Origin of the sequence: Peptostreptococcus faecalis (genome assembly GCF_900240845.1) — a bacterium.
Lineage (GTDB): Bacteria > Bacillota > Clostridia > Peptostreptococcales > Peptostreptococcaceae > Peptostreptococcus > Peptostreptococcus faecalis.
The window spans coordinates 140,739-163,495 of record NZ_OERU01000001.1; the positions used below are offsets into that span (position 1 = coordinate 140,739).

Annotated in this window: 33 protein-coding genes; 1 reads left to right on the forward strand and 32 read right to left on the reverse strand. The window is 32.2% G+C overall.

All coding sequences use genetic code 11. From position 1 onward, the window contains the following. Nucleotides 1–7: 7 nt before the first annotated feature. The 17 genes from C0982_RS00680 to C0982_RS00755 form a co-directional block, all read right to left on the reverse strand. Nucleotides 8–2,176 carry a tape measure protein gene (locus C0982_RS00680; RefSeq protein WP_101772325.1) on the reverse strand — a complete coding sequence of 723 codons (2,169 nt, stop codon included), beginning with the start codon at nt 2,174–2,176 and terminating at the stop codon, nt 8–10. Nucleotides 2,177–2,243: 67 nt separating this feature from the next. Next, entirely contained in the window at nt 2,244–3,263 is a 1,020-nt protein-coding gene (locus C0982_RS00685) for a cell wall-binding repeat-containing protein (protein ID WP_101772326.1), read from the reverse strand. A gap of 95 nt (nt 3,264–3,358) precedes the next feature. Continuing rightward, on the reverse strand, nt 3,359–3,502 hold the full coding sequence (locus tag C0982_RS10465) for a hypothetical protein (RefSeq protein WP_180946829.1): 144 nt from the start codon (nt 3,500–3,502) through the stop codon (nt 3,359–3,361). Nucleotides 3,503–3,543: 41 nt separating this feature from the next. Next, complete coding sequence (locus tag C0982_RS00690; RefSeq protein WP_101772327.1) at nt 3,544–3,951, reverse strand: phage tail assembly chaperone; 408 nt, start codon at nt 3,949–3,951, stop codon at nt 3,544–3,546. A 33-nt stretch (nt 3,952–3,984) separates the two neighbouring features. After that, the gene (locus C0982_RS00695; protein WP_101772328.1) at nt 3,985–4,476 is read right to left on the reverse strand and encodes a phage tail tube protein; all 492 of its coding nucleotides are present in this window, start codon (nt 4,474–4,476) and stop codon (nt 3,985–3,987) included. A gap of 11 nt (nt 4,477–4,487) precedes the next feature. Beyond that, nucleotides 4,488–5,813, reverse strand: a complete 1,326-nt coding sequence (locus tag C0982_RS00700; RefSeq protein WP_101772329.1) for a phage tail sheath subtilisin-like domain-containing protein — start codon at nt 5,811–5,813, stop codon at nt 4,488–4,490. Next, nucleotides 5,813–6,004, reverse strand: a complete 192-nt coding sequence (locus C0982_RS00705) for a hypothetical protein (RefSeq protein WP_101772330.1) — start codon at nt 6,002–6,004, stop codon at nt 5,813–5,815. Before C0982_RS00705 ends, C0982_RS00700 begins: the two co-directional genes overlap by 1 nt. Continuing rightward, entirely contained in the window at nt 5,991–6,422 is a 432-nt protein-coding gene (locus C0982_RS00710) for a phage tail terminator family protein (protein ID WP_101772331.1), read from the reverse strand. Before C0982_RS00710 ends, C0982_RS00705 begins: the two co-directional genes overlap by 14 nt. After that, the gene (locus tag C0982_RS00715) at nt 6,419–6,865 is read right to left on the reverse strand and encodes an HK97 gp10 family phage protein (protein ID WP_101772332.1); all 447 of its coding nucleotides are present in this window, start codon (nt 6,863–6,865) and stop codon (nt 6,419–6,421) included. Before C0982_RS00715 ends, C0982_RS00710 begins: the two co-directional genes overlap by 4 nt. Next, nucleotides 6,865–7,227, reverse strand: coding sequence for a hypothetical protein (locus C0982_RS00720; protein ID WP_101772333.1), 363 nt, complete (start codon nt 7,225–7,227; stop codon nt 6,865–6,867). The genes C0982_RS00715 and C0982_RS00720 overlap by 1 nt, the downstream gene beginning before the upstream one ends. Nucleotide 7,228: 1 nt before the next feature. Continuing rightward, nucleotides 7,229–7,615 carry a head-tail connector protein gene (locus tag C0982_RS00725; protein WP_101772334.1) on the reverse strand — a complete coding sequence of 129 codons (387 nt, stop codon included), beginning with the start codon at nt 7,613–7,615 and terminating at the stop codon, nt 7,229–7,231. Nucleotides 7,616–7,619: 4 nt separating this feature from the next. After that, nucleotides 7,620–8,690: a phage coat protein gene (locus tag C0982_RS00730; RefSeq protein WP_101772335.1), complete on the reverse strand. Its 1,071-nt coding sequence runs from the start codon at nt 8,688–8,690 to the stop codon at nt 7,620–7,622. A gap of 2 nt (nt 8,691–8,692) precedes the next feature. After that, nucleotides 8,693–9,271 (reverse strand): phage scaffolding protein, encoded by a 579-nt coding sequence (locus tag C0982_RS00735; RefSeq protein ID WP_101772336.1) that lies wholly within the window; start codon nt 9,269–9,271, stop codon nt 8,693–8,695. A 165-nt stretch (nt 9,272–9,436) separates the two neighbouring features. Then, nucleotides 9,437–9,628, reverse strand: coding sequence for a hypothetical protein (locus C0982_RS00740; protein WP_101772337.1), 192 nt, complete (start codon nt 9,626–9,628; stop codon nt 9,437–9,439). A gap of 3 nt (nt 9,629–9,631) precedes the next feature. Continuing rightward, nucleotides 9,632–11,140 carry a polymorphic toxin type 50 domain-containing protein gene (locus tag C0982_RS00745; RefSeq protein ID WP_180946830.1) on the reverse strand — a complete coding sequence of 503 codons (1,509 nt, stop codon included), beginning with the start codon at nt 11,138–11,140 and terminating at the stop codon, nt 9,632–9,634. Then, on the reverse strand, nt 11,130–12,584 hold the full coding sequence (locus tag C0982_RS00750; RefSeq protein ID WP_101772340.1) for a phage portal protein: 1,455 nt from the start codon (nt 12,582–12,584) through the stop codon (nt 11,130–11,132). The genes C0982_RS00745 and C0982_RS00750 overlap by 11 nt, the downstream gene beginning before the upstream one ends. A gap of 11 nt (nt 12,585–12,595) precedes the next feature. Beyond that, entirely contained in the window at nt 12,596–13,816 is a 1,221-nt protein-coding gene (locus C0982_RS00755; RefSeq protein WP_101772341.1) for a PBSX family phage terminase large subunit, read from the reverse strand. Between the two features lie 69 nt (nt 13,817–13,885). On the opposite strand from C0982_RS00755, the gene C0982_RS00760 reads away from it, so the two are divergent. Then, on the forward strand, nt 13,886–14,284 hold the full coding sequence (locus C0982_RS00760) for a nuclear transport factor 2 family protein (protein WP_242961452.1): 399 nt from the start codon (nt 13,886–13,888) through the stop codon (nt 14,282–14,284). A gap of 258 nt (nt 14,285–14,542) precedes the next feature. Here the strand turns inward: C0982_RS00760 and C0982_RS00765 are convergent, their stop codons facing one another. From C0982_RS00765 to C0982_RS00830, 15 genes are all read right to left on the reverse strand, one after another. Next, entirely contained in the window at nt 14,543–14,983 is a 441-nt protein-coding gene (locus C0982_RS00765) for a terminase small subunit (RefSeq protein ID WP_207653228.1), read from the reverse strand. Nucleotides 14,984–15,115: 132 nt separating this feature from the next. Continuing rightward, nucleotides 15,116–15,478 carry a hypothetical protein gene (locus C0982_RS00770; RefSeq protein ID WP_101772344.1) on the reverse strand — a complete coding sequence of 121 codons (363 nt, stop codon included), beginning with the start codon at nt 15,476–15,478 and terminating at the stop codon, nt 15,116–15,118. A gap of 141 nt (nt 15,479–15,619) precedes the next feature. Beyond that, on the reverse strand, nt 15,620–15,790 hold the full coding sequence (locus tag C0982_RS10470; RefSeq protein ID WP_180946831.1) for a hypothetical protein: 171 nt from the start codon (nt 15,788–15,790) through the stop codon (nt 15,620–15,622). Nucleotides 15,791–16,037: 247 nt separating this feature from the next. After that, nucleotides 16,038–16,535: a hypothetical protein gene (locus tag C0982_RS00775; RefSeq protein ID WP_145994487.1), complete on the reverse strand. Its 498-nt coding sequence runs from the start codon at nt 16,533–16,535 to the stop codon at nt 16,038–16,040. Nucleotides 16,536–16,551: 16 nt separating this feature from the next. Beyond that, on the reverse strand, nt 16,552–17,196 hold the full coding sequence (locus C0982_RS00780) for a hypothetical protein (protein ID WP_145994488.1): 645 nt from the start codon (nt 17,194–17,196) through the stop codon (nt 16,552–16,554). 118 nt (nt 17,197–17,314) lie between these two features. Next, on the reverse strand, nt 17,315–18,118 hold the full coding sequence (locus C0982_RS00785; RefSeq protein WP_101772349.1) for an SPFH domain-containing protein: 804 nt from the start codon (nt 18,116–18,118) through the stop codon (nt 17,315–17,317). Nucleotides 18,119–18,171: 53 nt separating this feature from the next. After that, nucleotides 18,172–18,387: a hypothetical protein gene (locus tag C0982_RS00790; protein ID WP_101772351.1), complete on the reverse strand. Its 216-nt coding sequence runs from the start codon at nt 18,385–18,387 to the stop codon at nt 18,172–18,174. A gap of 24 nt (nt 18,388–18,411) precedes the next feature. Continuing rightward, the gene (locus C0982_RS10475) at nt 18,412–18,588 is read right to left on the reverse strand and encodes a hypothetical protein (protein ID WP_180946832.1); all 177 of its coding nucleotides are present in this window, start codon (nt 18,586–18,588) and stop codon (nt 18,412–18,414) included. 11 nt (nt 18,589–18,599) lie between these two features. Then, nucleotides 18,600–19,004, reverse strand: a complete 405-nt coding sequence (locus C0982_RS00795; protein WP_101772353.1) for a single-stranded DNA-binding protein — start codon at nt 19,002–19,004, stop codon at nt 18,600–18,602. 11 nt (nt 19,005–19,015) lie between these two features. Then, nucleotides 19,016–19,348, reverse strand: a complete 333-nt coding sequence (locus C0982_RS00800) for a DUF1064 domain-containing protein (RefSeq protein ID WP_101773179.1) — start codon at nt 19,346–19,348, stop codon at nt 19,016–19,018. 44 nt (nt 19,349–19,392) lie between these two features. Then, on the reverse strand, nt 19,393–20,112 hold the full coding sequence (locus C0982_RS00805; protein WP_101772355.1) for a hypothetical protein: 720 nt from the start codon (nt 20,110–20,112) through the stop codon (nt 19,393–19,395). A gap of 36 nt (nt 20,113–20,148) precedes the next feature. Then, entirely contained in the window at nt 20,149–20,514 is a 366-nt protein-coding gene (locus C0982_RS00810) for a hypothetical protein (RefSeq protein WP_101772356.1), read from the reverse strand. Between the two features lie 27 nt (nt 20,515–20,541). After that, nucleotides 20,542–20,817 carry a hypothetical protein gene (locus C0982_RS00815; protein ID WP_101772357.1) on the reverse strand — a complete coding sequence of 92 codons (276 nt, stop codon included), beginning with the start codon at nt 20,815–20,817 and terminating at the stop codon, nt 20,542–20,544. A gap of 253 nt (nt 20,818–21,070) precedes the next feature. Further along, nucleotides 21,071–22,009 carry a DUF4373 domain-containing protein gene (locus tag C0982_RS00825; protein WP_101772359.1) on the reverse strand — a complete coding sequence of 313 codons (939 nt, stop codon included), beginning with the start codon at nt 22,007–22,009 and terminating at the stop codon, nt 21,071–21,073. 27 nt (nt 22,010–22,036) lie between these two features. Continuing rightward, nucleotides 22,037–22,753, reverse strand: coding sequence for an MBL fold metallo-hydrolase (locus C0982_RS00830; protein ID WP_101772360.1), 717 nt, complete (start codon nt 22,751–22,753; stop codon nt 22,037–22,039). Between the last annotated feature and the right edge of the window lie 4 nt (nt 22,754–22,757).

Below are 22,757 nucleotides of genomic sequence, written 5' to 3' on the forward strand. Positions count from 1 at the left end.
CCACCTCCTAATAAACTCCATCTGCTTGTATGTTTAAATCTTCTGTTATTCTCTCTGTTATTGCATCAACTATCCCATCTATATTACGTGTCGGATCAGTTGATGTTATATTGTTTTCTACTTGGATTGTAGCTGTTGTAAATCTATTGATAGACTGACGTTCAGCTATTTCCCTTAGATATCTAACATCTAGTCTAGAGTTTTCTGTGTTGTCTGCGGTTCTCTTTGTGTTTTCTTCGATACCTTTTAGAGGATTCTTTCCAGCTCCGCCACCTTTTCCACCTGTTCCACCTGCTCCCCCTAGTGGACTTTGTTGTTGCTTTAGTAGGTCATTCAGTCCGTTTTTATCTTTTTTAGCGTCAAGGTTAAACATTCCTTTCGCCTTGTCCATTAGTCCGTTAGCAAATTGTTCTCCTGCTTTTGCTCCGTCAAGTAAGTTAGTTGCTTTAAATTTTGGAGCTGTCCAATAATCATCAGGGGTATTATCCTTAATCATATTCTCCAGTCCTTTTTCGGCGGACGCAATAGAGCTTGTAATAGATGTGACCTTGCCTATTTCTCCCATTTTCCCTAGGTTGATTCCTGGTATATGGTTAAGTGCGTCAATTATCCAGTTGACTGCTTTAATAGCCATATTTGCACCACTTATAAAAGCATTGGCAATGTTTGTAGCTATTCCGTCGCATGATGACGTTACGCTCCTTGCTAACCCTAAAAAGTTTTTAGCTATATTTAAAGCAAAGTTTTGTATAGCTTTTTTAGGATGCTTCCACACATTGACTAAAAACTCAATTAGTGACGCAAAGTTATTCCATATAGTTCCGACTACATTAATTAAAAACGTTGCTAAAAAGCCAAATATAGCACCTATAGTGCCTACAGTAGTCATGGAATGACCTGCTAAGTCACTAAGCCATTGTATTAGTTTGATTACTCCATATATTACTAAAACTATCCCTGCTATTATCCAAGCTATCGGACAAGCTAATATAGCTGCGTTAAGTCCATTTTGTGCAATTATCAAACCATAAATAGCTACAGTTTCAGCAATATTTGCTGCTGCTTTTGCAATTGAAATACCTAAATTCCACAGGGCTAAAGCTCCTGTTATAGCTAAATGTGATGCAAGTAAAACAAGTGGTGGTATCAATAACCACATATTATTGCCTAAAAAAGTGACTCCCATATTAATAAAGTCAATCACACCACCTGCTACTTGTCCAAGGATTGAAAATGCAATTACAGAATTTTCTACAAACCCTACTATATACGGATTGTTCCATAGCCGCGATAGAGCTTCGAAAAGAGGCATAAATCCTATTAACGCATTATCTTTTAACTTTTCCATATGATTGGCAAACGTAAAAGGCATATCACCTAACATTGAATTGACATCATTTTTCATTGATTCAGCAGCTCTTTTCATCACGTCAAATGTTATTAATCCTTCTGAACTAGCCTTTTTCATATCAATTCCATTTAATTCTTCTTTAATGGCATTGGCAAACATTGGAGCGTTTTCAAGTACTGATAAAAACTCATCCCCTTGCAGTCTTCCTGATGCCATTGCCTGTGTTATTTGATGCATTGCAGCTGCCTTACCTTGTGTATCTGTTCCAGATAAAGCAAATGACTTACTTAGAGATTCAGCAAAAGAAACTATTTCATTGTCATTAGTGAATTTATCTCCTGCTAAAAGACCCAATTTAGAAACAGAACCACTTAAATCGGTTACAGAAGTTCTTGCTCTATTTGCTGCTTGATAAGTTTTCATAAATAGATCTTTGCCAGTTCCAGTCTTATTTTCCATAAGATTCATTCTAGCAATTGTATTAGACACTTCATCACCTGCACTAACAGCTTTTTTGATACCTTGTAAGCTTAGGTAAACTCCAGCTAATCGCTTTGCTCCATCAACTAACTTATTCATTCCTTGACTGCCGTTATTCATTTCATTATTTAACTGTCTTTGAGAGTTTGTAGCCCTTTGAATATTAGTGTCTACTTCACCAATTCCGCCGCTTACTCCCATTATTCTATTCATATTAATATCTGAATTAACAGCACTTGCAAGCCCTTTAATAGAACCTGTCGCTAACTCTGACGCTCTTGTTATATAACCAAGCACACCACTGGCTCTGTCTTGTATTGTAATCGGAGCGCTTATTCCTGCCATAAGTTACCTCCTTTCTTGGTTTTTTGCATTAAAAAAGCACCTACATTTGTAAGTGCTTTCTTTTTTATTATAAATTCCTCAATTCATTTTCTACATTTTTAGATACTGAATTTTCTCCGCCAACGATTATTATTTTTTTTATGTTATGTTTCTGAATAAAATGCTTGGCATAATAATTTAAACTATCTTTATAGGTCGGCAAAATAACTCCGCCATTATATGCAGCCACAAGGCTTGATGGTAAAGAGTCTGCATAAGCATCTCCGCCCACTATGACAACTGTGTTTTTATCACTCATTTTAGTTTTTGAATAACTGCCATCAGGATATTCTGTAATGTCAGTAAAACCACTTATTTTCTTATAGTGTTCTGCTATCCAATATGCTGTTTCATACCTGTCGTCTCCAAATAGCATGGTGTAAGCCGAATAATTATAAGGAATTGAATCTCCACCGCCTATTTTATAACTACTTCTATAGTCGGGAGAGCTATTCCTATAATCCTTTAGCCAGTATCCATATGTCCTAGATAGTTCAGCCGCAAAGGGGGCAACTGATAATAAGTCAGCAGTTTTATCACTATTAACAATTATTTCCACATATTCATAATGTCCGTGCAAAGGGAAAGCTTCTCTTATTATGACATTTACCTGCTCCTCCATGTTATAAAAATCAGAGTGTCCATTCGCTATTCTTTCAACCTTAACGCCTCTAGCCTTCAAAGTGTTATCAACCTTCGCACTCAATGTTCCTTTATCGCCCATTACATAGGCTCTTTTAATATTAAGCCTATCAAACTCATTTAATACAGCTTTAGAAACACCTTCGTTCTTAGGTAAAACATAGAATGGTACTTTTAATGCAGATGCCATATAGCTACCATATAGAGCAGTTTTAAAGTCCTGTCCACTTGCTATTACTGCTAAATTGCCATCAGCTTTGTTAATATACTTTTTATTTGCTAATACTGCTGTTTCGTATCTATCCGCACCTGCTATTCTTGATACATTTAGGTCACTTGCGCTAGATATAGATAGACTTGATACAAATATCATAACACCTAAACATAACGATACTATCTTTTTCATACACAAACCCTCCTACATTAATATAATTTCAAATCTATCATATCATATTAATGCAGGAAAACAGTTCTTTGTTAATATTTTGTAGTATTTTTTTACTATTTACCTTTTTTAGCTTTTTTCAGCTCCTCTTTTTCTGTTTCAACAAAAAGTTCACATGATGCTAATAAAAATATATATTCTTCTTTTTTTTCTTTTATTACTTCAAAAATATAAGATGGTGTCATTCTAAGCCTTTGCACACAATAATGTGCTAAATTGCTATCAATATCACCATCTTTGATTAGTTTTTTACTTCTTCAACTTTTTCAGGTATTTCTTTAAAACCGTTAAATTCACATATTTTTTGAAAAAACATTTCAACTTCACCAACTAAAAGCATTTTGTCTATTAGCTCTTTTTCTCCCAAAGCATCATAACTTTCTTGTAGTTCTGCGTCTTTTAAGTCTGGGTAATGTACACTTTCTGCTATAACATCTCTTGCAAGCGAATATGCATCCACTTTAGTATTCCCTTTTTCATCTGTTGAAGTATTCTTATCTCTTAACTGTTGCCATAGATTATTTTGCATTGTTTTAATGACAAATGGTATGTTTTCTCCATTTTCGTCCTTAAATGCTTCTGATACCACAATATTTTTAGTTTCTATTCTCTTTACGTTTCCTTTTAAAAATGCTTGAAATTTGCTCATATATAATACTCTCCTTAAATTAATTATTTTTATTTATGCTCTTGGAGCTTCTTTGTGGTCTTCATGATCTTTCACCCCACTAAATCTTCCTGATACTTCTTCTTCCAATACTTCACTGTCAACATCCAACATAGCTAATATCAATTCTTCGAAATAGCAATCCAAAAATGTATAGGACTTTCTTCCAATTGTCGAAGTACTCATTGGATCATTATTGACTATTTTAAGGTCAAATGTTGGCAGAACTCCTGTTTCAGCATACTGTAGTGCAAGTTTTCTAAGTGTAGATTGATTATAATATAGCGTGGCTTCCCACGTTCCTTCCCAGCCTGCTGGTCTTGATTTTGCTCCTGTTTCTCCTAGTATATTTAATTCTGCCATCTTCAATTTAAATTTTGCTTCAAATTTTTTAAGAGAAGCAAGTGATAAATTTTGTCCATTTACATTGATGTAAGCTTCTCCTTGTGAACCAGCTACAGCCTCTGTTATGTGGTTCATTTTTCTTATAACTTCTTTGTTATTCATTTACTACCTCCTTATTTCACAACATTAGTTAAGTAAAGCTGTCTAAAGCATTCAGCAGGTGTTACCACACTGTTTACTCTCACAACACCTCTAACCTTGTTGCCGTCAACTGTCTCTACTTTTTCGACAACAACACTGTTTTTGTCATAACTTCTAAATGCACCAAGTTTTAAAAATTCTTCTCTTATCTTGATTACATCAACTTCGTAACTTTCAAGCCCTGTTTTATCAATATTTACTTTCCCTAGATATGCTGAATTAAATACATTTGCATCTGCCATAGCTAGGCTATCAAGTATTCTAATCACTTGATTTTCCTTAAATTCTTCGCCCTTTTCCTCGCTAAAAGTAACAAGCGAATTTATATCTTCTAAAACTCTAAATTCGTCACCAACTCTGTGATATACAAACTTTCCTTCATTTATAAATTCAGCTAATTCCAACTGAGTGTAATCTGCTATTATTTCAAATTCTCCGTTGTATTTTTTGTTTAGATTGGACTTGCCTAGCTCTGTATTTGCATATAAAGCTGTTGTAAAATAAGTAAGCTCGTTACCTGTTCCAGCTACTACATCATTTAGCACTGTCACAATTCCCTCATAGTCATATGTAAGCTTAGGTAGTCTTTTCATAATTGTTGCAAACTTAAGTCCTACATTATCTCTCATTCGCTTTGTGTAGGCTATATATAACTCTTGAAATGTTGCATCAGTTGACGTGCAGCAAAGAGCATTAAAGCTATAAGTTTCAATTTTATTTAAAAAGTCTTGATGGTCTGTTAGAGTAACAGCTCCGTCTGTACCACCTGCAAGAGATGTTTTAGTTGTATCAGCAAGTGTGATTCCTTCTTTAAAATCAACATATTTGTTGCTTTCTAATTCTTCCGCCGACTTTACCACTTGCTTATCGACTGCAACATTATCTATCATAGTGATTACTTCTTTTTTAGTTTCATCATTTACATTTGGAGATATTTTAATACTTATATCATTGCCTCTAGTTCCACCAAATTTTGCCTTAGCTATTTTATTTTCAGCTTTTGTATTGTCTGATAGGATATATATGTAAGTTTTTACAGAGTTTGAAATAAGCTCTCTAAGTCCTTTTAATTTGTTATCCCATAAATCATATCCAAGGACACTCTTGCACTTATCAGCAAAGTTGCTTGACTCTATTTCTAATATTTCTCCTTTATTTCCATAATTGTGTTCTATTGCAATTGCACAAACACCATTAGTGCCAAGTAGATTTAAGCTCCTTGACGCACTTATATTATTAATATAAGCACCTGCTAATGGTTTGTTCATCCCAGTAAATCTTCCGCCACCTATTGCCATTATTTAGCCTCCTTCTTCAACGCTTTTTCTAACTCTTTGTCAACGTCAGCAAAACTGTATAACTTATCATCATCTAGAGTTATTTCAAGCACATCAACATATCTGATGTATTTCTTAGCTCGCATTATCACGTGTTTTTCAAACTTACTTAGCTCTCTAGCAGGTTTCTTAACCTCTTTAGTTTCTGCCATTTAAATCAACTCCTATCTCATGTTCAAGACTTTCCATCTTGTCTACTTTTTCTTTTTCGTACTCCAATACAGCAGGATAGGTTACAAAAAAATGAAGCACATTATCAACTATTTTGTACTCCATATCTATTCCTCTTATCAACTTTCCCTCTACATCTAATAAATCTAGTGCTTCGTATAGATAATCTCCTATTTCATTTAATTCTGATATACTCGCTTTTTCATCAAAATATTTAATGTCAAGTGGATATGACCTTTCTTGCCTACCACCTAACATCCTATTTTTCATTGAATGAATTAAAGAAATAAAAAAACAAGGCTCGTCAAAGTCTTGCTTATTCTCATCTGCGTATATTGATATATCTTCAAAGTAGCTATCTATCTGTATTGACACGGCATTTATTATCTTGTCTATCATTTAAACACCTTCTTTAGTTCTCTTTCAACTTCTTTTTGTATGTAACTATTAGCTCTAGCATTGACCTTATCTACTGCAATTTTAAGCATAAATTGTCCGTCAATCCATCCCTTGCCGCCTCTAGTTCTGTGTCCATACTCAACATAGGATGCATATTCCACTAAGTTGCTAACTGTAATTACATACTCATTTCCTTTTCTTTTAACACTGAGTCCATTTGCTATATTTTGTGGTGATGATTCAACCCCACCACCCCAACCACGTCTTAGATGCCCTGTGTCTGTTGGTGTGTCTTTAATTGCATAATATAAGACTCTAGTTGCTATCATCCTTGCCACTCTCTTAATCAAGGCGTCCATTTGTTTATCGTCTAGCTTTTGCACCTTTTCGTTAAACTGTTCAAATTGCCTTTTAAAGCTAGTCATATCCCCAAGTTTAGCCATTATGCACGCTCCTTAGTGAGTTCTAACTCTATTTCTTGATGATTAGAAAACACTGCAGATACAGACGCATTTTTGTATTCTCTAGTGACTCCATTTTGAGTAACTACAATTTTAGAATTAGGCTTAATTTTGATATTAGGTGATATAAACAACTTTATCTTTTGTTCAATATTGCCTGCTTCTTTTTGGATTGTAATAGGGCTTTGAGAATATGAAAGTCTACAAGGAATTTGAGAAAACGACTGTACTTCCTCATCTTTAGTTTTCTTTGTAACTGGGTCCTTTACTGGTATGTATTCGTATATATCACATCTACCATCATACAAGAGCTCCACTGCTTTTCTGAATCTGTCTAACCTCATACTACCACCTCAACCTTCTAAAAGCATGTAGGCTTTCTTTACCATAGCTCTTATAATATTTAATAGTGGTCTTTATGTTATTTGAGGAATCAGAAAAGGAGACTGTTACGTCTCCCTCTGTGATTTGTTTTATGCCTTCGCCAGTTTCCATGTTTGCAGATGTAGCATTAAGGTTGTTTTCTAATATTTCCCCAAACACTCTATTTGCAACTACATATATAAGCTCTTTCGGTAGTTCCTCTATATTGCAGTAGTTTAGAATAGACTGTGTATGTTCTTCTATCTTAAATTCTAAAAACTCATCATCTTCATCACTTACTGGAATTTTATATCTATTCATGTAAGCTTTTATTACTTTTTTGATATTATCTAAATATTCCTCATTCATATCTCTAGCCCTGTGATACTATTCTAGCCATTGGTATTGCTTTATGGCTTATATACTCTCCGTTTCCATCATTTACTAGAGTCCAGTTTGAAGGATTTTCTAGTTCTTTATTAGTTGGAGATAAAGAAGCTTGATTTTTCTTTTCGTAAGATATTCCGTATGGTGCTATATAATTTCTCTTTCTTGAATATAGATAGTCCTGTCCACCGTTCTTGCTAGGATTTCTGTCAACTTCATAAGCTACTTTTACCGGTAATTCTCCAAATTCAATAGCTCCTGACCCCAATACATAAGTAGTGTATTGTGTGATAGATTTTTTACTTGGTGCTCCCCCTTCTTCTCCTGAAGGCTCTGATATAGTAGTTGTGTTAACTGGCATGCTATCGTCAACTAGAACTGTTTTTCCATTCCATGTACCAAGTGTTAGCTCTCTTGTTAATCCGTTTGCATCAGTTTGAGTCCATCTCTTCATTAGGTTTAAATTTTCTAAGTTAGTTGCAACTTGTGAATGCATTATAACAAGGGAGAAAATATTTTTATTGTCTCCACAAGCCTGCTGTATTGCGTTATTTAGCGTATCTTCCTGTATTTTTCCGTCAACTACTAGAGTGTGATTGTCTACAAATTCCTTATTCTGTTTAGGCGCACTCATTGAGAATACTCCATTAAGTACAGATAAAAGTGTTGCTTGATCTATTTTTTCCCAATAAGATGATACTTGCTTTCCTATTTGGCTAATAAAGTCAACTCCACTTGTTACATCATATGAGAAGTCTTTTTCTGTCCAAGCCTTAGCTCTACCGTACGCAAGGACTCCTCTATCATATGTATTTATGCTATCTGCCCCAATATCAGTCATTCCGTCATAATTTAGTGCTTCACCACCTATTGTTCCATACATTGGTATTCTTCCGTAGTAACTGTTTACTTGCCCTTGAAACAAATTGTATATATCTTGATTAGACGCAACTGCTCCTGATTTTAATAGCTCTGTTTTTGTAACTTGTGGTAATGAATTTACATATTGCCCAAAAGCTTCTTCATTAAATATTTTTCCGTTAAATACTGTTGTCATAATTAATCATCCCCTTCTATTTTCTTTAAAAAATCTTCATATGTTTTTGGTTCTGTCACCTGAGTTTGTCCACCACTCGGAGGTTCTACACCTTTAAATCCACCTTTTGGCTCTGGCGTTCCCTCGCCATCAAATAAATATGAATCACTTATCTTTAGACTGTTTAATCTGTCGGCTAGTCCTTTTATTTGACCGTTATCGTCAAATTCTATAGCATCCATATCTAATTCTAATAGTGCTTTTACAGCTTTGATATTCTTTGCCTTAGAGCCTGTTAATGCTAATTCTATTGCACTGTTTGCCTTAGTTTCTTTCATAGCTTTTTCATGTGCTATTTTTTCATCAGCATAAGTTTTTTCTAGCTCCTCTATCTTTGCTTTTAGTTCATCAGGATTAACTTTCTTTAATTCCTCTAACTGTGTATCTCTTTCAGTTATTTGAGTCTTTAAAGTTTTGTTTTCCTCGTTTTTATCGTTAAAGTCAGACTTGCTTACAAAATTCTCTCCTATTCCTTTTTTAATCTGTTTTATAATTTCATCTTTACCTTCAACGTCTTTTAGTATTTCATTTAACCATTCCATTTAATCTACTCTCCTTTTTATTCTGGTCGGTACCAGTTTGTAGTTCCCTGTTTTATTCTCTTAGAGCCTGAGTATTTTTGCATAAAAAATAGACCTTTTAAAGTCTTATCTAGGACGTTTTACTGCATTAAAAAAGCACCTAAACTCTAATTGTCTAAGTGCTTCTTATAATATTTCTATACTTTCTATTTCAGATTGATTAATTAAATAATGTTTAAATTCAAGCATATATTCTTCTTCGTCATAATCTTCTGGTTGGTGACATTGAATACATTTTTCTTCTAAATATTTGCCATTAGTAAACTTAATTTTCACATTTTTACCTACTGCGTTTTTCATTAATTCTAAACTAACCATATTCTACTCCTTTCTAGGAACTATATGTGTTCCTTTATCTTTACTATATGATATCGAAAATCTTTTTGTCTTTTCCTCTATTTCACTATCTACGTAGTAACCTATAGCTGTATCATGTGAACAAAATTCTTTATTTGTCCAATTGCCATTGCTATCTCTTTTTATTTCTCCAGTACCAGCATATTTATTTACAAGTTCTTGAGGGTCTATATTTTCTAATAGATAACTCTTTCCAGTATAATTATTATATCCTTTTATATGCTTTCCTTGACGTCCGTCATGAACCTTTAAATTATACTCTGTCTTTATCTGATATTTAAGCTTTGTATCCTTCCACCCTATATTATCATTATACTTCATATACTGGAACTTATCAAAGCTTTGAGGGATGTCTTTGCCTAATATTTTTCTATATTCCTTATGTTGCTCTCTATCAGAAAATCTATTCTTCCATTTCTTCTCTTTTGCTAGATATTCAGGGTCACTCTTAACATACTTGTCATACCACTGCTTATAGCTCATATCAGCTACTCTAACACTCTTGCCGTGCTTATCTCTAGCCATACGTTCTACATCTTCCATATCATCAAAATAAGGAGCTGTAGTGGTTCTACATCTAATGTGAAATGGTGGAGCATTTACTCCTACCTGTCTATCCTTTTCATCAAATACCTTATGGTCTAGACTTCTACAAAGTTCAGATGTTTTTATATCAAGTGTTGCAACTATCTGATATTTTTCCACTTCTAAATCTTTAAAACACATTTCTTGTGCCTTTTGTTGGAAGTGCGCAGTTTCGGTATATAAAAGTGTTCTAGCATGGTCTTTTTTTACATCAAAGGCCTTTGCAAGTTCACTTACTAACTTTTTAGGATGCTTACCTTGTATAAGGCTTTGAGTTAGTTTTTTATCTAGGAAATCAACAAGTTCTGGTCTGTGTCTGCTCCATATCCTTTTAGAAAACTCTAATCCATCAGGTGTCCAAGGTTTATGGATAAATTGTTTTAACATATTATTATCAAGCATATACAAATCAGTAACCACGTTAGTTCCCTTTGCTATTTCATAAGCATTTTTATAATAACTTTCTTTCAAGTTATCTATTATATTCTCGCTTATTTCCTTTTCTTCAAGTGCTACAAAGTTCTCTGTGTAATTCCTTAAAGCTGTCTGCATGGCCTGCAATCTTGATATATGATATCTACTACTCATATTGATTAATTCTTTTTGCCAGTTTTCGTGAACTGCATTTTCTTTGCCCATTTTAATGTAGTCTGCTACAGTATATTTAAATTCAGCTAATTCTTCACTGTTGAGTAACTTTTTGCTTTCAGCGTAGTTTAACTCATTATTATCAGCAAACTTCATAAGATGGTACCACATATCTTTTTGTAGAGATACTTGTAAACCTTTATTGATTTTTCTTATTCTTTCAGCAGTATTTGTGGTGTTTTTATATAGCTGCTCTTCTAAGGCTTTCATTCTGTCAGCCCAGTATTTACTATTTTTCAATCGCACCACCACCAAGCTGTTTTTCATAGTCTAGTTCCGCTTGAGTTTGTATATCTTTCTTTTTTTCTTCTTCAATATTTTGTATTTCTTCATCAACGTCTTCAACATATGGATGATTTTTAATTAATGTATTATTCGATATCACTCCTACAGAGTTTTTAACATCTGCTATAACTTGACTTTCATTTATTAGCACGTCTTTATTAAATGTTATTTCAATATCTTTATCGCTATTTTCAAATTCTGTAACGGATTCAAGATATACCCTAAGCAGCTTCTGAAAATACGAAAAGCTGCCCTTGTATTCTACTTCTATTCCATTTGCATCTAGGTCTATATCAGAGTACATTGACTGTATGTTCATCTGATTAGGCTGTCCATTTAATCTATCGTCCTTAGCATCATAGCACCTTGCATTTTCAATAAGTGCATTTTTATATAGATCTAATATTGATTTGTAATTCTCTGAATTAACCTCAACTGTAAGAGTTTCAACTCCACCATCATCAGATACTTTAATAGCTCCAAAGTTAGCAAGGTTATTCTTAAATTCTTCTAATCCCTGTCCTTCATAATTTTTAATGACTAATATTGTATTTCTACCATCTTGCTCCATGTTATTGTTAAAGTCTGACATTAGCTCATTAATGGCATCTTGTAGTGACTTAACTCTCCTTATTAGTGGTATTTCATCATCATTGTATTTAAAAGCAACTAAAGGGATTCTATCATTCCAATTGTAGCTATTTCCCTTGATATCAGTGATATATGACTCTTCGCCTATTTTATTTAGAGTCTTTCCATCAAGTTTATACTTTTCAATACTGTTTTTAGTGTACACATCAACGTATTCTACTGTTTTTTCTGCACCATTAATAAATTCTGTATTTGAATATAATCTAAATGCAAAGTTGAGTCTTGTATGTTCTTCATCTTCCCATATTGGACATATCTGATGTGCTGGTAGCCTTTTGTATTTCATTTTTGATTCGTTATCAATATAAATATATAGCCACGATATACCACAATTTAGAGAGTCTTTTAGTAGGTTTTTTAGTACCTTGTGAAAGCTAACATCTAATACAGCACTTGCTTTATCTAAATAAGTTGTGTCCTCACATTCATACATTGGAATTTTACCAAGCATATAATTAACCTTTTGGTCTACTGCTTTTGCATATTGATTATCTATTCTTTTATTATTAGGAACATTAGTTAATTCTTTTTTTACATTATCTCTCATATGTAGATATTTCTTTCTATGTAGGATATCATGTTCACCTTTGTAGTATTTCACTCCAGTAATCTGTTCTTCTCTTATCTTTGAGCCTTTGAAATTATCTACCAAATATTCTAAGTAAGTCAAATTGCTAGGGTCTTTACTTTCAGGTTTGTTTAACATATTATTCAGCTTTGCCACCCCCTTTTTTATCCATTTAAACATTTGTTCACCTCCTACCAATCAAATGATATAGCGCCTACATTTCTCCAACCTTGTACTCCATATCTAAGTGCTGCCATAGCGTCATCAAATATGTTTACTGGTTCGTCAATGTATTCATTTGTCTTAGGGTCTTTTTTATATTTCCATTGATTGATTTCTGATATAGTATTTTTACAACTCGGATGTATCAATATCTTTCTTTGTTTTAACCAGTCAATCTGTGCATTTACACTTCCTGCACCCTTTTTAACTCCTTTTGCTCTATAACCTTCTTTTTTCCATTGCTTTATTCTATCAGGTTCAGCGCTATCACAATACATTAGGATGTTCTTAGGTATTTGTTTTACTCTTGCAATATCTATTATTTCAGAGTTATCTTTTTCAAATTCATATATTTCATTTAACACATACACATCTCCGTCTTTATATCCAAGTGTAAGCATTGCAGTAGCATGGTTGAAACCAAAGTCAACTCCTATTGCTACGCTGTCATAATCATCTAAGTTTGTTGATATGTTTTCAACTCTAAAGTTAGAGAATACAAGTCCTCCAAGTTCTCCCCATTCACCTAATCCGTACACTCTGTAGCCGTCTGGATCTACTTCACGTCTTCGCTCCATTCTTCTATGGTAGCCTTCATCAATAAATCTATTGCCTAAATAAGTACTATGATGCGTCATTACATCTTCATCTTCTCTATCAAAGTATACTTTCTTAATCCAGTGACTGCTTGATACTGGGTTAAATGTCATTTTAATTTGATAAAAAAGACCCTTTGGGAGTTCACCTCTCAAACGGTCATCTATGATTTCAACATCATCTTGCATAAGCTCTGTTGCTTCTTCTATCCAAACATCAGTTAGCTTTCCAGTTGTAAATGTTATTGATTTAAGCTTTTCTCTTTGCCTTTCGTCATTCATTCCACGAAATATAATGGTGTTACCATTCCTACATTTAAGCTGTAAGGGACTTTGTTTAACTTCCCAGTGCATTGCAACACCTAGTCTATTAATCGCACCTAGTAGCTCAGAGAACGTACTATCACGATTGGTAACATCAGATTTACGGACACAAACAAGGTTTCTGCCCTTGTCTTTCATCAGTCTTATTATATAATTTTGTGCAGTGTCTACACTTTTTCCTGAACCTGCAGAACCTTTCATTACTACATATCTTTTTTTACATTCATGAACTGGTTTAAAAGAAGGATTAAATTTTGCTTTTACTTTCATTTTTATGCTCCTTTTATTACTTCTGTTTGTGGTATAATAATTTTATCACTATCATTACATTGAAATTCTATGAAAAGAGGTCATATTATGAATAAAAAAATTGCATTACAATTCGTAGCTGCTATTAATAAGCATGATATCGTTTCAATAACTGATCTAATGCATGAAGACTATATATTTATTGACACATGGAACAATAAGGAAAACAAAGAAAAGATGATAACCGGTTGGGAAGGATATTTCAATTGGTTTCCTAATTACCATATTGAAGTTACAGAAATTTTTAATAGTGAAACTTCTATCGGTTTGCTAGGATATGCTAGTGGTAGTTTTAAAGGAAGCAAAGATAAATCATGGAAACTCCCTGCTTTTTGGAAAGTAATTGTAGTTGATGAAAAAATCAAACTATGGCAAGTTATTTGTGACGCTAAAATTCCATTTGATATAATAAATGAATCAGAAAATTAAATTGTTAAAAATCTTAAATGAAATATTTGAGCAATCCATTAATTAGGTTTGCTCTTTTTTTTATTTTTTCTAACTATTCCCTAAATACTCCTTTTCGGAATAGTTATCTCAAACCATTGGTATTTCTACATTTATTTTTACACTTTATTTATATTTGTTTCACTTTAATTATGTGAAGTTAATATAAATAAACTAATTTCATTTTATCAATATATACTTCTAAAGTTTTGTGACAATTAATATCTATTTTACTTAATATTATTTGCTTTCATCTTCTCCATAATCTAGGGCAATATTTACTTCTAAATCTCCTGTTAAATCTACTTTATCTACCCAACCACCGTATCTTTTTCCTATCAGTTCCATGGCTTTTTCTTGGTCTTTTATAGATACTCCTTTTTTGACCACCTGTCCTGTAGCAGTAACTACTTCTTCATGTATTTTATCATTTGCTATTAATGTCAATCTTTGCATGACTTCTTCCATTGTCATGATATTACTATTATTAATTTCTTTCATTTTTCCATCTATATAATTTTTAACCTTATCATTTCCTAGTAATCTAACAGCATTTGCACTCGCAACTTCATTACTTGAACATTTATATCCCGCCTTCTTATAACTCTCTGTAGCATTTCCACTGATGATATATTCATCAGCAAACTTCTGTTGTTTAATTGTCAGTTTTTTCTTGATGATATATCACCTCACTTTCTTTCCAATCACATAAATATTTTAGTATCAACGCAATCTATTGCCCTTGTCTACTCATGGTAGATGGATGATTTGTTGCAATAAAAAAGAGCCTTATTGGCTCTTAAATATTATTAACTATTTTTTTATTTCATCACTAAATTTTTTTATTTTTTCGTCAAATTTTTTCACAATCTCTTTATACTCCACTAACACTTTCTCTAACATTTCTCTGTCTTGATCTATTGCGCCACTATATGAATTTAAATTTATATAAATTCTTTCATCTACAAAAGATCTAGGGATACTTGTTAACATGTTTATCTCGCTATATAGATTTTTATAAAAATCATTCAAAGTTGTTTTTTTTGAAATTTCTTTTAAAGATTTCTCTATCTCGTCAATTTTTAATTTAATAATCTCTCTTTCTTTCTCAAATACCTCTTTATTTATCCTCAATTCTTCTATCTTAATTTTATATTCCTTTTCTTTATTCGACATTCTCTTTCCTCCTAATATAATTAATACTTTAATTATACCAAAGGAAAACATTATCTACAACCCACATAATTAAATCAAATAAAAAAGAGAACCTAAATTAATAAGTTCTATAATATAAAATATTTCTATCTATTTCTAAATTTAACCTTTCTTTTTGCTTCTACTACTTATAAGACAATATATCACTCCCACAAAGCCTACTAAAAAGGCTATAGCTGATGGAATTTTATATCCTAATATAGTGCCTATTACTCCAGCTAATACTAATATCTCAAATATAGTAACTCTTAATTCTTCTTTTATTTTTTTCATAATATATTATTTAGAGCCTTCCTTTGTTCAATCAATTTATATTAATAATATCAAAATAAATTATTTTTAACAACAAATTCCGTAAAAAAGAGACCTAAATAAATAGATCCCTTTTCTGCGAAATGTAATTAAATTAAAAAATATCTTAGGAGGAAAACTGGCTTTTCAGTTTTTCCATAATACAAGTATAACACCTTTTTTAATGCTTTTTGTCCAGACTTTGTCCACTTTTTGTCCAAAATTTCATTTATTCCGTATATTTAAACTGTTTTTCTATAAATTTTAGTGTTCTATCAGGATTTAAACTGTAAAATGTACTTCGTATAATATCGTCCCTAATCTTATACAATCCACTTCTACTAATATTCATTTTATATGAAATGATATCCATGCTTATATCCCCTTCTACCTGTGCAAATTCATAATCAAACAATCTTTTTTGAACTGAATTAAAATTATTAATAGCTATATCCATCTTTTCCTTATGTATAATTAGCCTTCTTTTTTTCACTTCTACTTCTTTAATTTTTTTATCTCTATCTAGAACTTCATTTTCTACTGGCTTACTTATATTGTAAGTAGGCGCTAGTTTTTCACCTTCATAACATATTCCACTACATCCAATTATATCATTTTTTATTTCTTCGATATCTAACTCGTATTTTTTGATGGCTGGTTCAAGCTTTCTATACTCTTTCAGCCAATCCTCGATCATCTTATATTCTTCATCTTTGATTTCAGCCATCTTTTCACCTACCTTTTTAAACAACTCTATACAACATCACATTATTAGCAAATGATTCTCTAAATTTATTTCCATTCACAATTTTTTCAAATAATAAATGATGCTTGTATTCTCCTACTAATTTACCCTTGTACACTGTTGAATCTATCTTTCCATCTACTAGACTATGCACAGTGTATTTCTTACCTATTTGTAAGTTTGTAATTCTATAGTCACGCCTTCCTCTTTGTCTTCTACCTTTTTTATTGCTACCTTCTTCCTTCTGTATATTATCTTTTTTGTATTTCTCCAACTCCTCAAGTATTATAGCTGTATCTTTAGGTGGGTAATAACAATATCTTGATGTGAAATTATCAAAGTTTACCGCCTTTACTTTGCCTTCATTTCTTAATTTATTTATATATCTCTCAACTACAGATTGTCCTAGCTTTGTTTTATTCATAAAGTCACTTTTCTTGTAATGAGACTTCATTTCCTTATACTCTTTTCTAAGTTCTCTCACCGTTATTTTATGTATAAAATATACTCCATTAACATATTTTCCTAGATTATTTCTAGCACAAACTTTCCTCATTCTATCTACTTTAATGCCAACATATTTAGCGCATTCATGTATCGTCATATAGTCTTTGCTTGGTCTGTTGTTTTTAACGTCTTTCATTGGTCTAACATTCTCCTTTACCAATCATTTCTCCAAAGCCAACCTACTATCATCAAAAGAATAACAATAGTAGGTATTAATAATATTCTAAAAAGATAGTATGCCATAACCCTCACCTTTACTTAGATTTATTTACTATAGCCTCGCCAGTCTGAACTTCAACCCAACCATGCTTTAATCTAGCTTCAGCTTCCTTCAATTTAATTACTTCAGGTGTTATTGATTCAGATAGTTTTTTGTTAGCTTCTCTTTCACTTTCTGCTTGCTTTACTTTTTCATAGTACTTAGCATCTGCTCTAGTCTTTAATGTTTCTGATTCTAGCTTAGCCTTTTCATTTTCTTGTCCTGCTTGAATTATTGAATCTATTGATTTTTGAGTTTCTTTGTCAACTTCAGGGACACCTACTGTTACATCTTCAACTACAAAACCTTTTGTTTCTACAGACTTAGAAAATTGTTTTAAAAGCTCTGATTCAACAACAGATGATTTTCCTGATAGAATTTCTAGTAAAGTGAATTTTGAATATACCTCTCTAGCTTCTTTTTGCAATTTAGACTTTAACCACCCTTTTTCAATATCCTCACTTGTTATATTCCCAAACTCCTTGTACATCTTTGATGCTTTTGTTGCATCCACTTTATAATCATATTTAATGCTTACTACTGTTTTCTTGCTGTCTTTTGTTGATACTGCAATATTCTTTGAATAGATAGTCTGTAGTCTTGTTGGATATTGAGTTACATAGTCAAGCCCTACAAATTTTACTCCTTGAGTCAATACTTCATCTCTCACTCCGCCATTCATTGAGTATCTAACCCCAACATATCCATTATCTATTCTTTCAAAAAATTTAAAGCTACCTACTGTAAATACAATTAACACTATACCTGTTGTTATTGCTAATCTTATGCCTTTATTCATTTTATTTTCTCCTTTTATTGTTATTTTATTTTTTATTAAAATGTCTATTTAGCTTAAATGTTTTTCAATCTAATTATTTTTGTAGCATATCTATCTCTCCACTGTATCGAAGGAAAATTAGTTATAAATAAGTCTGTTGTTAATAAAAAGCCATTATCGTCTCCCACACACCAAACTCCACTTTCTTTTACAGGCTTTTCCTTATGTAAAAAAACAAATCCTTCTTTATCTCTAGTGATCCAATTATAAGTTTTTGATATAATTTTCATTGTTGCCAATTCTTCATTATTGCATTATTTATTAAAAACTCTTGTCGCTTCATGATCAATTGTTTTTTCATAAACATAAACTCCATTTACTTCATAACGAATTCTTTTTTCCAGAACCCCTTTTTCTATTACACATTCAAATATTCTAAAAAGATGATTATTGAATATGATAAATTCACCTACTTGATACAAGGGCACCATATTAATCCCTCCTAAAATGGCACGTCGTCATCTTCAACAGCAGAATACTGCGCTTGATCACTTCCTGTGCTTCCTCCATTACTACCTTCATTATCGCCACGTTTCTCTAACTTCTGAACATACATGCCTGCTACCTTTGTAAAGCTTCTTTTCTCGCCGTTTGGAGTTTCATACTTATCTACTCTAATTGACCCTTGAACCCCTACTAGAGTTCCTTTAGATATATAATTAGCTGCAAACTCCGCAGATTTCCCCATTATCTCAACTGGTATAAAGTCTGTTGTAGTAGAGCCGTCTTTGTTTTTATAATCTCTATCAATAGCTATCGTAAAACTTGCTACTGGTGTTCCTGAACCTGGAATATATTTAAGCTCAGGATCTCTTGTTAATCTTCCAACCAAAACTACATTATTCATATATTTACTCCTTATATTTCTTTAAATATATATTCACTATATTTTTTTAGAAATAATTTCTTTTTCAGTGAATACACATCTGTTTTCATTCCCTTAACATCTTCCACGTAAATTGTGCCTGCTCGTACATACATAAAGTCTGCTACGTACTCAATCTTTCTAATTGTTTTTCCATTATGTTTGAATTTATCTTGAAGTAAAAACCTAGGCTGCAACTCTAATTCAGTTATATCTCCGCATCTTTCTAATAGCTTTAATTCAGCATATCTATTAGCTTCTTTTCTTGAATCGAACTTTATTCCATCTATTTCAACTTTCTTATTTCCGTACTTGCTATATCTCATATACTCACCTTTTACTAAATACAAAGGGGCTTTCGCCCCTTATATTATGAAATTATAGTTATTCCTTTCATTCCTTCTAATTCTTTTTCTAAATACTCTTTAATGTTTTTCATAGCTTCATTTCTCCATGCTCCTCCATCTGCTTCAAATAACGCACAAGAAGGACCATCCTTCATTCTGAATATAAATTTACTTTCAGGCTGCTCAACCTCGTTAAATGTTCTCATAGGCTTTAATTTTGCAGGATTAGGAACTACTACATCTTGTACTGTTGCCACTCCTGATTTAATAGTTGCAACTTGGCTCACTCCATCATCTCCAGTAGTTTTAATGGCTTCCTCTTTAATATTTCCAGCTACTTGTAATAAAAGAGCCTTATCCTCATTGTCTAAAAATGCTGATTGTAACAATACATTAAATTTTTCTGTGTCATAATAATCATTAAATGCAATGTGAGGGACTATTGCTTCACTTCTTAATACTATAGGCCTATCTCCATCTGAATTTATTTCCAAACTAACAGTTACTTTTCTTGGTGTTTCAACAGTTATAAGTATGTTGTCATCCTTGTATCCATCTAAATCAGATTTTATATAGTCAACCAACCCACTTAATGTATTTATATTTAATGTTTCTAATTCTACATTTTCTTTGACTCTGCTTATTCTATCTTTTGTATACATCCTTCCGTTAATTTCTTCTGCTGTTATATATTTACTTTCACCTAAATCTACTAAGTATTCTAATGCTTCTCTAATTTCCATTTTTATATTCTCCTTTTAATTTTTATATTTTTTTATTTACTTACTTGCTCTTAAATCTATAACTTTCTTTCCTTCGTCATTTGATTCTTCTTCAATCTGCGCTATGTCAATTTGACCTTTTATTTGCTTGTTATATTCTTTTGCTGATACCTTGCCAGTGCTAAAATCTTTATCAACAATTATTGTTGTAGGATTTGTTTTAACTGGTGCTAGTGATGTTTTAAGTGCTGGATCAAGCTCTACCATTTCATTATTGCCATTTGGCTTAAATTTCAATGTAATTGTTAAGCTTCGTACTTTCTTTTCATCTGTGTTTGGATCTTCTATGTTTTCAAATATCTTCTGTAGTTCATAGCTTATTCTTTCGTCTAATTCGCCGTTTTGTAATTCACTTATTTTCATTTTCTATTCCTCCTATTAATTTAATATTTATGCAATATGGTCGTCATAACCACAATTACCTTTTTTATAAACCAATGCCATATCTGAAGCTTTTTGCGTTAGTTCTAGTGATTCATGTCTTATCAATTCTTCTATATTTTCTGAAGCATATGGGTATATTTCACAATTAGCAGTTGCTAAATCTATCAACGTTAAATTTCCTTCACTTGCTTCAAGACCAAGCAAATACATATTCCCCTTATTATCATTTACTAAATCTCCTATCTCTATTTTGTTCTTGTTTGGTTTTATATCTATTCTCATTTTTTAAGTCTCCTCTATCCCTCTAAATAATACTTATGCTTGTGTAACAGCAACATCTTTTTTCTTTTCGACAAGTTGTTTTTTCTAATAAATTTTGTATGCGTTATAGTCCCACAATTAGGACACTGGACAAGATAACTCCCTTGCCTGTTGCCAATGGCGAGCATATCAGACTCACAGTACTCGCACCTGTTAAAAGCAACCTTGTAATCTTTATTTTTCATAGTTTTCACCTCTTTTAAGATCCCTAAAACTATCTCTTTTGCAGCTTTCTCACCATTTCATTGAGTTCCTCGTCGCTTTTTTCTCCATGTTCTGATTTAAAATTATGAAATGCTGTTTTCTTAGGAGCCGGAACACTTGCAGGTTTATTCGGCTTTGCCTTATCTTCGTAATTTCCCTCGAATACCTTTAAGAAATTCGCAGGCTCTATAAACCAGTCAAAATTCGCTTGCCAGCCTCGCTCTGATATGTAGCCTTTTAGGTATGATGAGCGTTCAATACTGTGGACGCATTCCAAAACTTTATCAATTCCATATTCTGATATCCTGCCCTTTAACTTGTTGTATCTCTTAGTATTAGCTGATATCTTTTTTATATTTTTTAATTCACTAATAGAGTTCCATGCTTCTATCACACGTTTAAAATCCTCGCTTAGCTCTTTATCTCCACTGCTATTTTTACTAGGAGCAGAGCGTATAATATTAATACTTTTATTTACTTTACTTTCCTTTACTTTACTTTGTGTATTATCAACTACATTTATCGAGTTAATGTATACATTAACTAAGTTATTGACGACATTTATATCAAGAAGTAGATATTCCTCAATTAATTCAACACGCTTTCTTTTGCTTGTTGCCTCCAAATATCTTTTTTGGATTCCGCTTGAAGTTAATATTTTATACTTCTCAAACATATCACTATCAAAAAATTCTACTTGAACAGCCTTATTTACAATTTCTGTTACTAGACCCTCGCTAACCCCAATTTCATCAGCAATTAGAAAAGGTATATCATTATCCCACACGGTGTAATACCCATGATCTTCATAGACGTTACCCAGCAGGCTGATTAGTACAGCAATTGACTTTTCACTGCATGCTCTTATTATTTTTCTGACCTTGATATTTCTCATAAAATTAACGTCTAAAGGAAAGTAGTCTATACCTTTCTTTAAAGGTCTTGCCACTTTATCACCTCCTAAATAGCTAATCTGTTATAAATATATCTCTAAATCTTTTTTTGCTATTTCTACTGGATGTCCTATAGCTTTTTCTACTTCACTTTTAAATAATTTTTCATCTGAATTACTGCTAGATAAATGAATTAATGTAAGAGTTTTTAGCACCGATAAATCACTTGCTTTTAAAAAATCAATCACATTGTTTAATTCAAAATGACTTTCAACGATTCTATTTCTTAAAAACATTTTATCTTTTAGTGTTTCGTCAATTATTTGTTTTGAGTAATTGCATTCAACTAATATATGATTAATCTTATTAAATTTATATTTGACGTAGTATGTATCAGTTATATATAAAAGACTTCCTATGCTTTTATGTTTTACCAAAAATCCTACTGGCTCTACTGCGTCATGTTCTACCATAAAGGGCAGTATAGTGAAATTACCAATCAAACAAGGTTTATTTGCCTTTATAATATTAGTCCTATGATTTTGTATATCTAGGCTTTCAAAAGTTCCCTGTGTGGCATATACATCTATTCCGTTGTTTGCAATTTCTTCAACTGCCTTTGAATGATCTTTATGTTCGTGAGTTACTAAAGCACCAACTACCTTATCTAATTCATAATTTACAAATTCTAGTATTTTCTTATAATTAAATCCTAGATCTAAAAGTAATATCTCGTTGTCTACATTCAGGGAATAACAGTTTCCGCTACTCCCTGAACCCAGTATTTTAATCTTATTCATATTG

Coding starts and splice junctions, on each gene's coding strand:
- C0982_RS00720 (WP_101772333.1), bottom strand. CDS start 7,227: ATGAGGTTAGACAGATTCAGAAAAGCAGTGGAGCTCTTGTATGATGGT.
- C0982_RS00750 (WP_101772340.1), bottom strand. CDS start 12,584: ATGTTTAAATGGATAAAAAAGGGGGTGGCAAAGCTGAATAATATGTTA.
- C0982_RS00770 (WP_101772344.1), bottom strand. CDS start 15,478: ATGTCGAATAAAGAAAAGGAATATAAAATTAAGATAGAAGAATTGAGG.
- C0982_RS00710 (WP_101772331.1), bottom strand. CDS start 6,422: ATGATAGACAAGATAATAAATGCCGTGTCAATACAGATAGATAGCTAC.
- C0982_RS00775 (WP_145994487.1), bottom strand. CDS start 16,535: ATGGCTGAAATCAAAGATGAAGAATATAAGATGATCGAGGATTGGCTG.
- C0982_RS00725 (WP_101772334.1), bottom strand. CDS start 7,615: ATGAATGAGGAATATTTAGATAATATCAAAAAAGTAATAAAAGCTTAC.
- C0982_RS00800 (WP_101773179.1), bottom strand. CDS start 19,348: ATGAGATATAGCAAGTACGGAAATAAGAAAGTTGAAATAGATGGAATA.
- C0982_RS00700 (WP_101772329.1), bottom strand. CDS start 5,813: ATGGCAATAGGTGGCGGAAGATTTACTGGGATGAACAAACCATTAGCA.
- C0982_RS00780 (WP_145994488.1), bottom strand. CDS start 17,196: ATGAAAGACGTTAAAAACAACAGACCAAGCAAAGACTATATGACGATA.
- C0982_RS00805 (WP_101772355.1), bottom strand. CDS start 20,112: ATGGAAATTAGAGAAGCATTAGAATACTTAGTAGATTTAGGTGAAAGT.
- C0982_RS00735 (WP_101772336.1), bottom strand. CDS start 9,271: ATGGAATGGTTAAATGAAATACTAAAAGACGTTGAAGGTAAAGATGAA.
- C0982_RS00760 (WP_242961452.1), top strand. CDS start 13,886: ATGAAAAGAGGTCATATTATGAATAAAAAAATTGCATTACAATTCGTA.
- C0982_RS00795 (WP_101772353.1), bottom strand. CDS start 19,004: ATGAATAATGTAGTTTTGGTTGGAAGATTAACAAGAGATCCTGAGCTT.
- C0982_RS00810 (WP_101772356.1), bottom strand. CDS start 20,514: ATGAAAATAAGTGAATTACAAAACGGCGAATTAGACGAAAGAATAAGC.
- C0982_RS00830 (WP_101772360.1), bottom strand. CDS start 22,753: ATGAATAAGATTAAAATACTGGGTTCAGGGAGTAGCGGAAACTGTTAT.
- C0982_RS10470 (WP_180946831.1), bottom strand. CDS start 15,790: ATGAAAAAAATAAAAGAAGAATTAAGAGTTACTATATTTGAGATATTA.
- C0982_RS00755 (WP_101772341.1), bottom strand. CDS start 13,816: ATGAAAGTAAAAGCAAAATTTAATCCTTCTTTTAAACCAGTTCATGAA.
- C0982_RS00705 (WP_101772330.1), bottom strand. CDS start 6,004: ATGGCAGAAACTAAAGAGGTTAAGAAACCTGCTAGAGAGCTAAGTAAG.
- C0982_RS00790 (WP_101772351.1), bottom strand. CDS start 18,387: ATGAAAATTATATCAAAAACTTATAATTGGATCACTAGAGATAAAGAA.
- C0982_RS00685 (WP_101772326.1), bottom strand. CDS start 3,263: ATGAAAAAGATAGTATCGTTATGTTTAGGTGTTATGATATTTGTATCA.
- C0982_RS00730 (WP_101772335.1), bottom strand. CDS start 8,690: ATGACAACAGTATTTAACGGAAAAATATTTAATGAAGAAGCTTTTGGG.
- C0982_RS00680 (WP_101772325.1), bottom strand. CDS start 2,176: ATGGCAGGAATAAGCGCTCCGATTACAATACAAGACAGAGCCAGTGGT.
- C0982_RS00785 (WP_101772349.1), bottom strand. CDS start 18,118: ATGAATAAAGGCATAAGATTAGCAATAACAACAGGTATAGTGTTAATT.
- C0982_RS00695 (WP_101772328.1), bottom strand. CDS start 4,476: ATGAATAACAAAGAAGTTATAAGAAAAATGAACCACATAACAGAGGCT.
- C0982_RS00690 (WP_101772327.1), bottom strand. CDS start 3,951: ATGAGCAAATTTCAAGCATTTTTAAAAGGAAACGTAAAGAGAATAGAA.
- C0982_RS00715 (WP_101772332.1), bottom strand. CDS start 6,865: ATGGCTAAACTTGGGGATATGACTAGCTTTAAAAGGCAATTTGAACAG.
- C0982_RS00740 (WP_101772337.1), bottom strand. CDS start 9,628: ATGGTTAGTTTAGAATTAATGAAAAACGCAGTAGGTAAAAATGTGAAA.
- C0982_RS00815 (WP_101772357.1), bottom strand. CDS start 20,817: ATGAGAATAGATATAAAACCAAACAAGAACAAAATAGAGATAGGAGAT.
- C0982_RS10475 (WP_180946832.1), bottom strand. CDS start 18,588: ATGGTGCCCTTGTATCAAGTAGGTGAATTTATCATATTCAATAATCAT.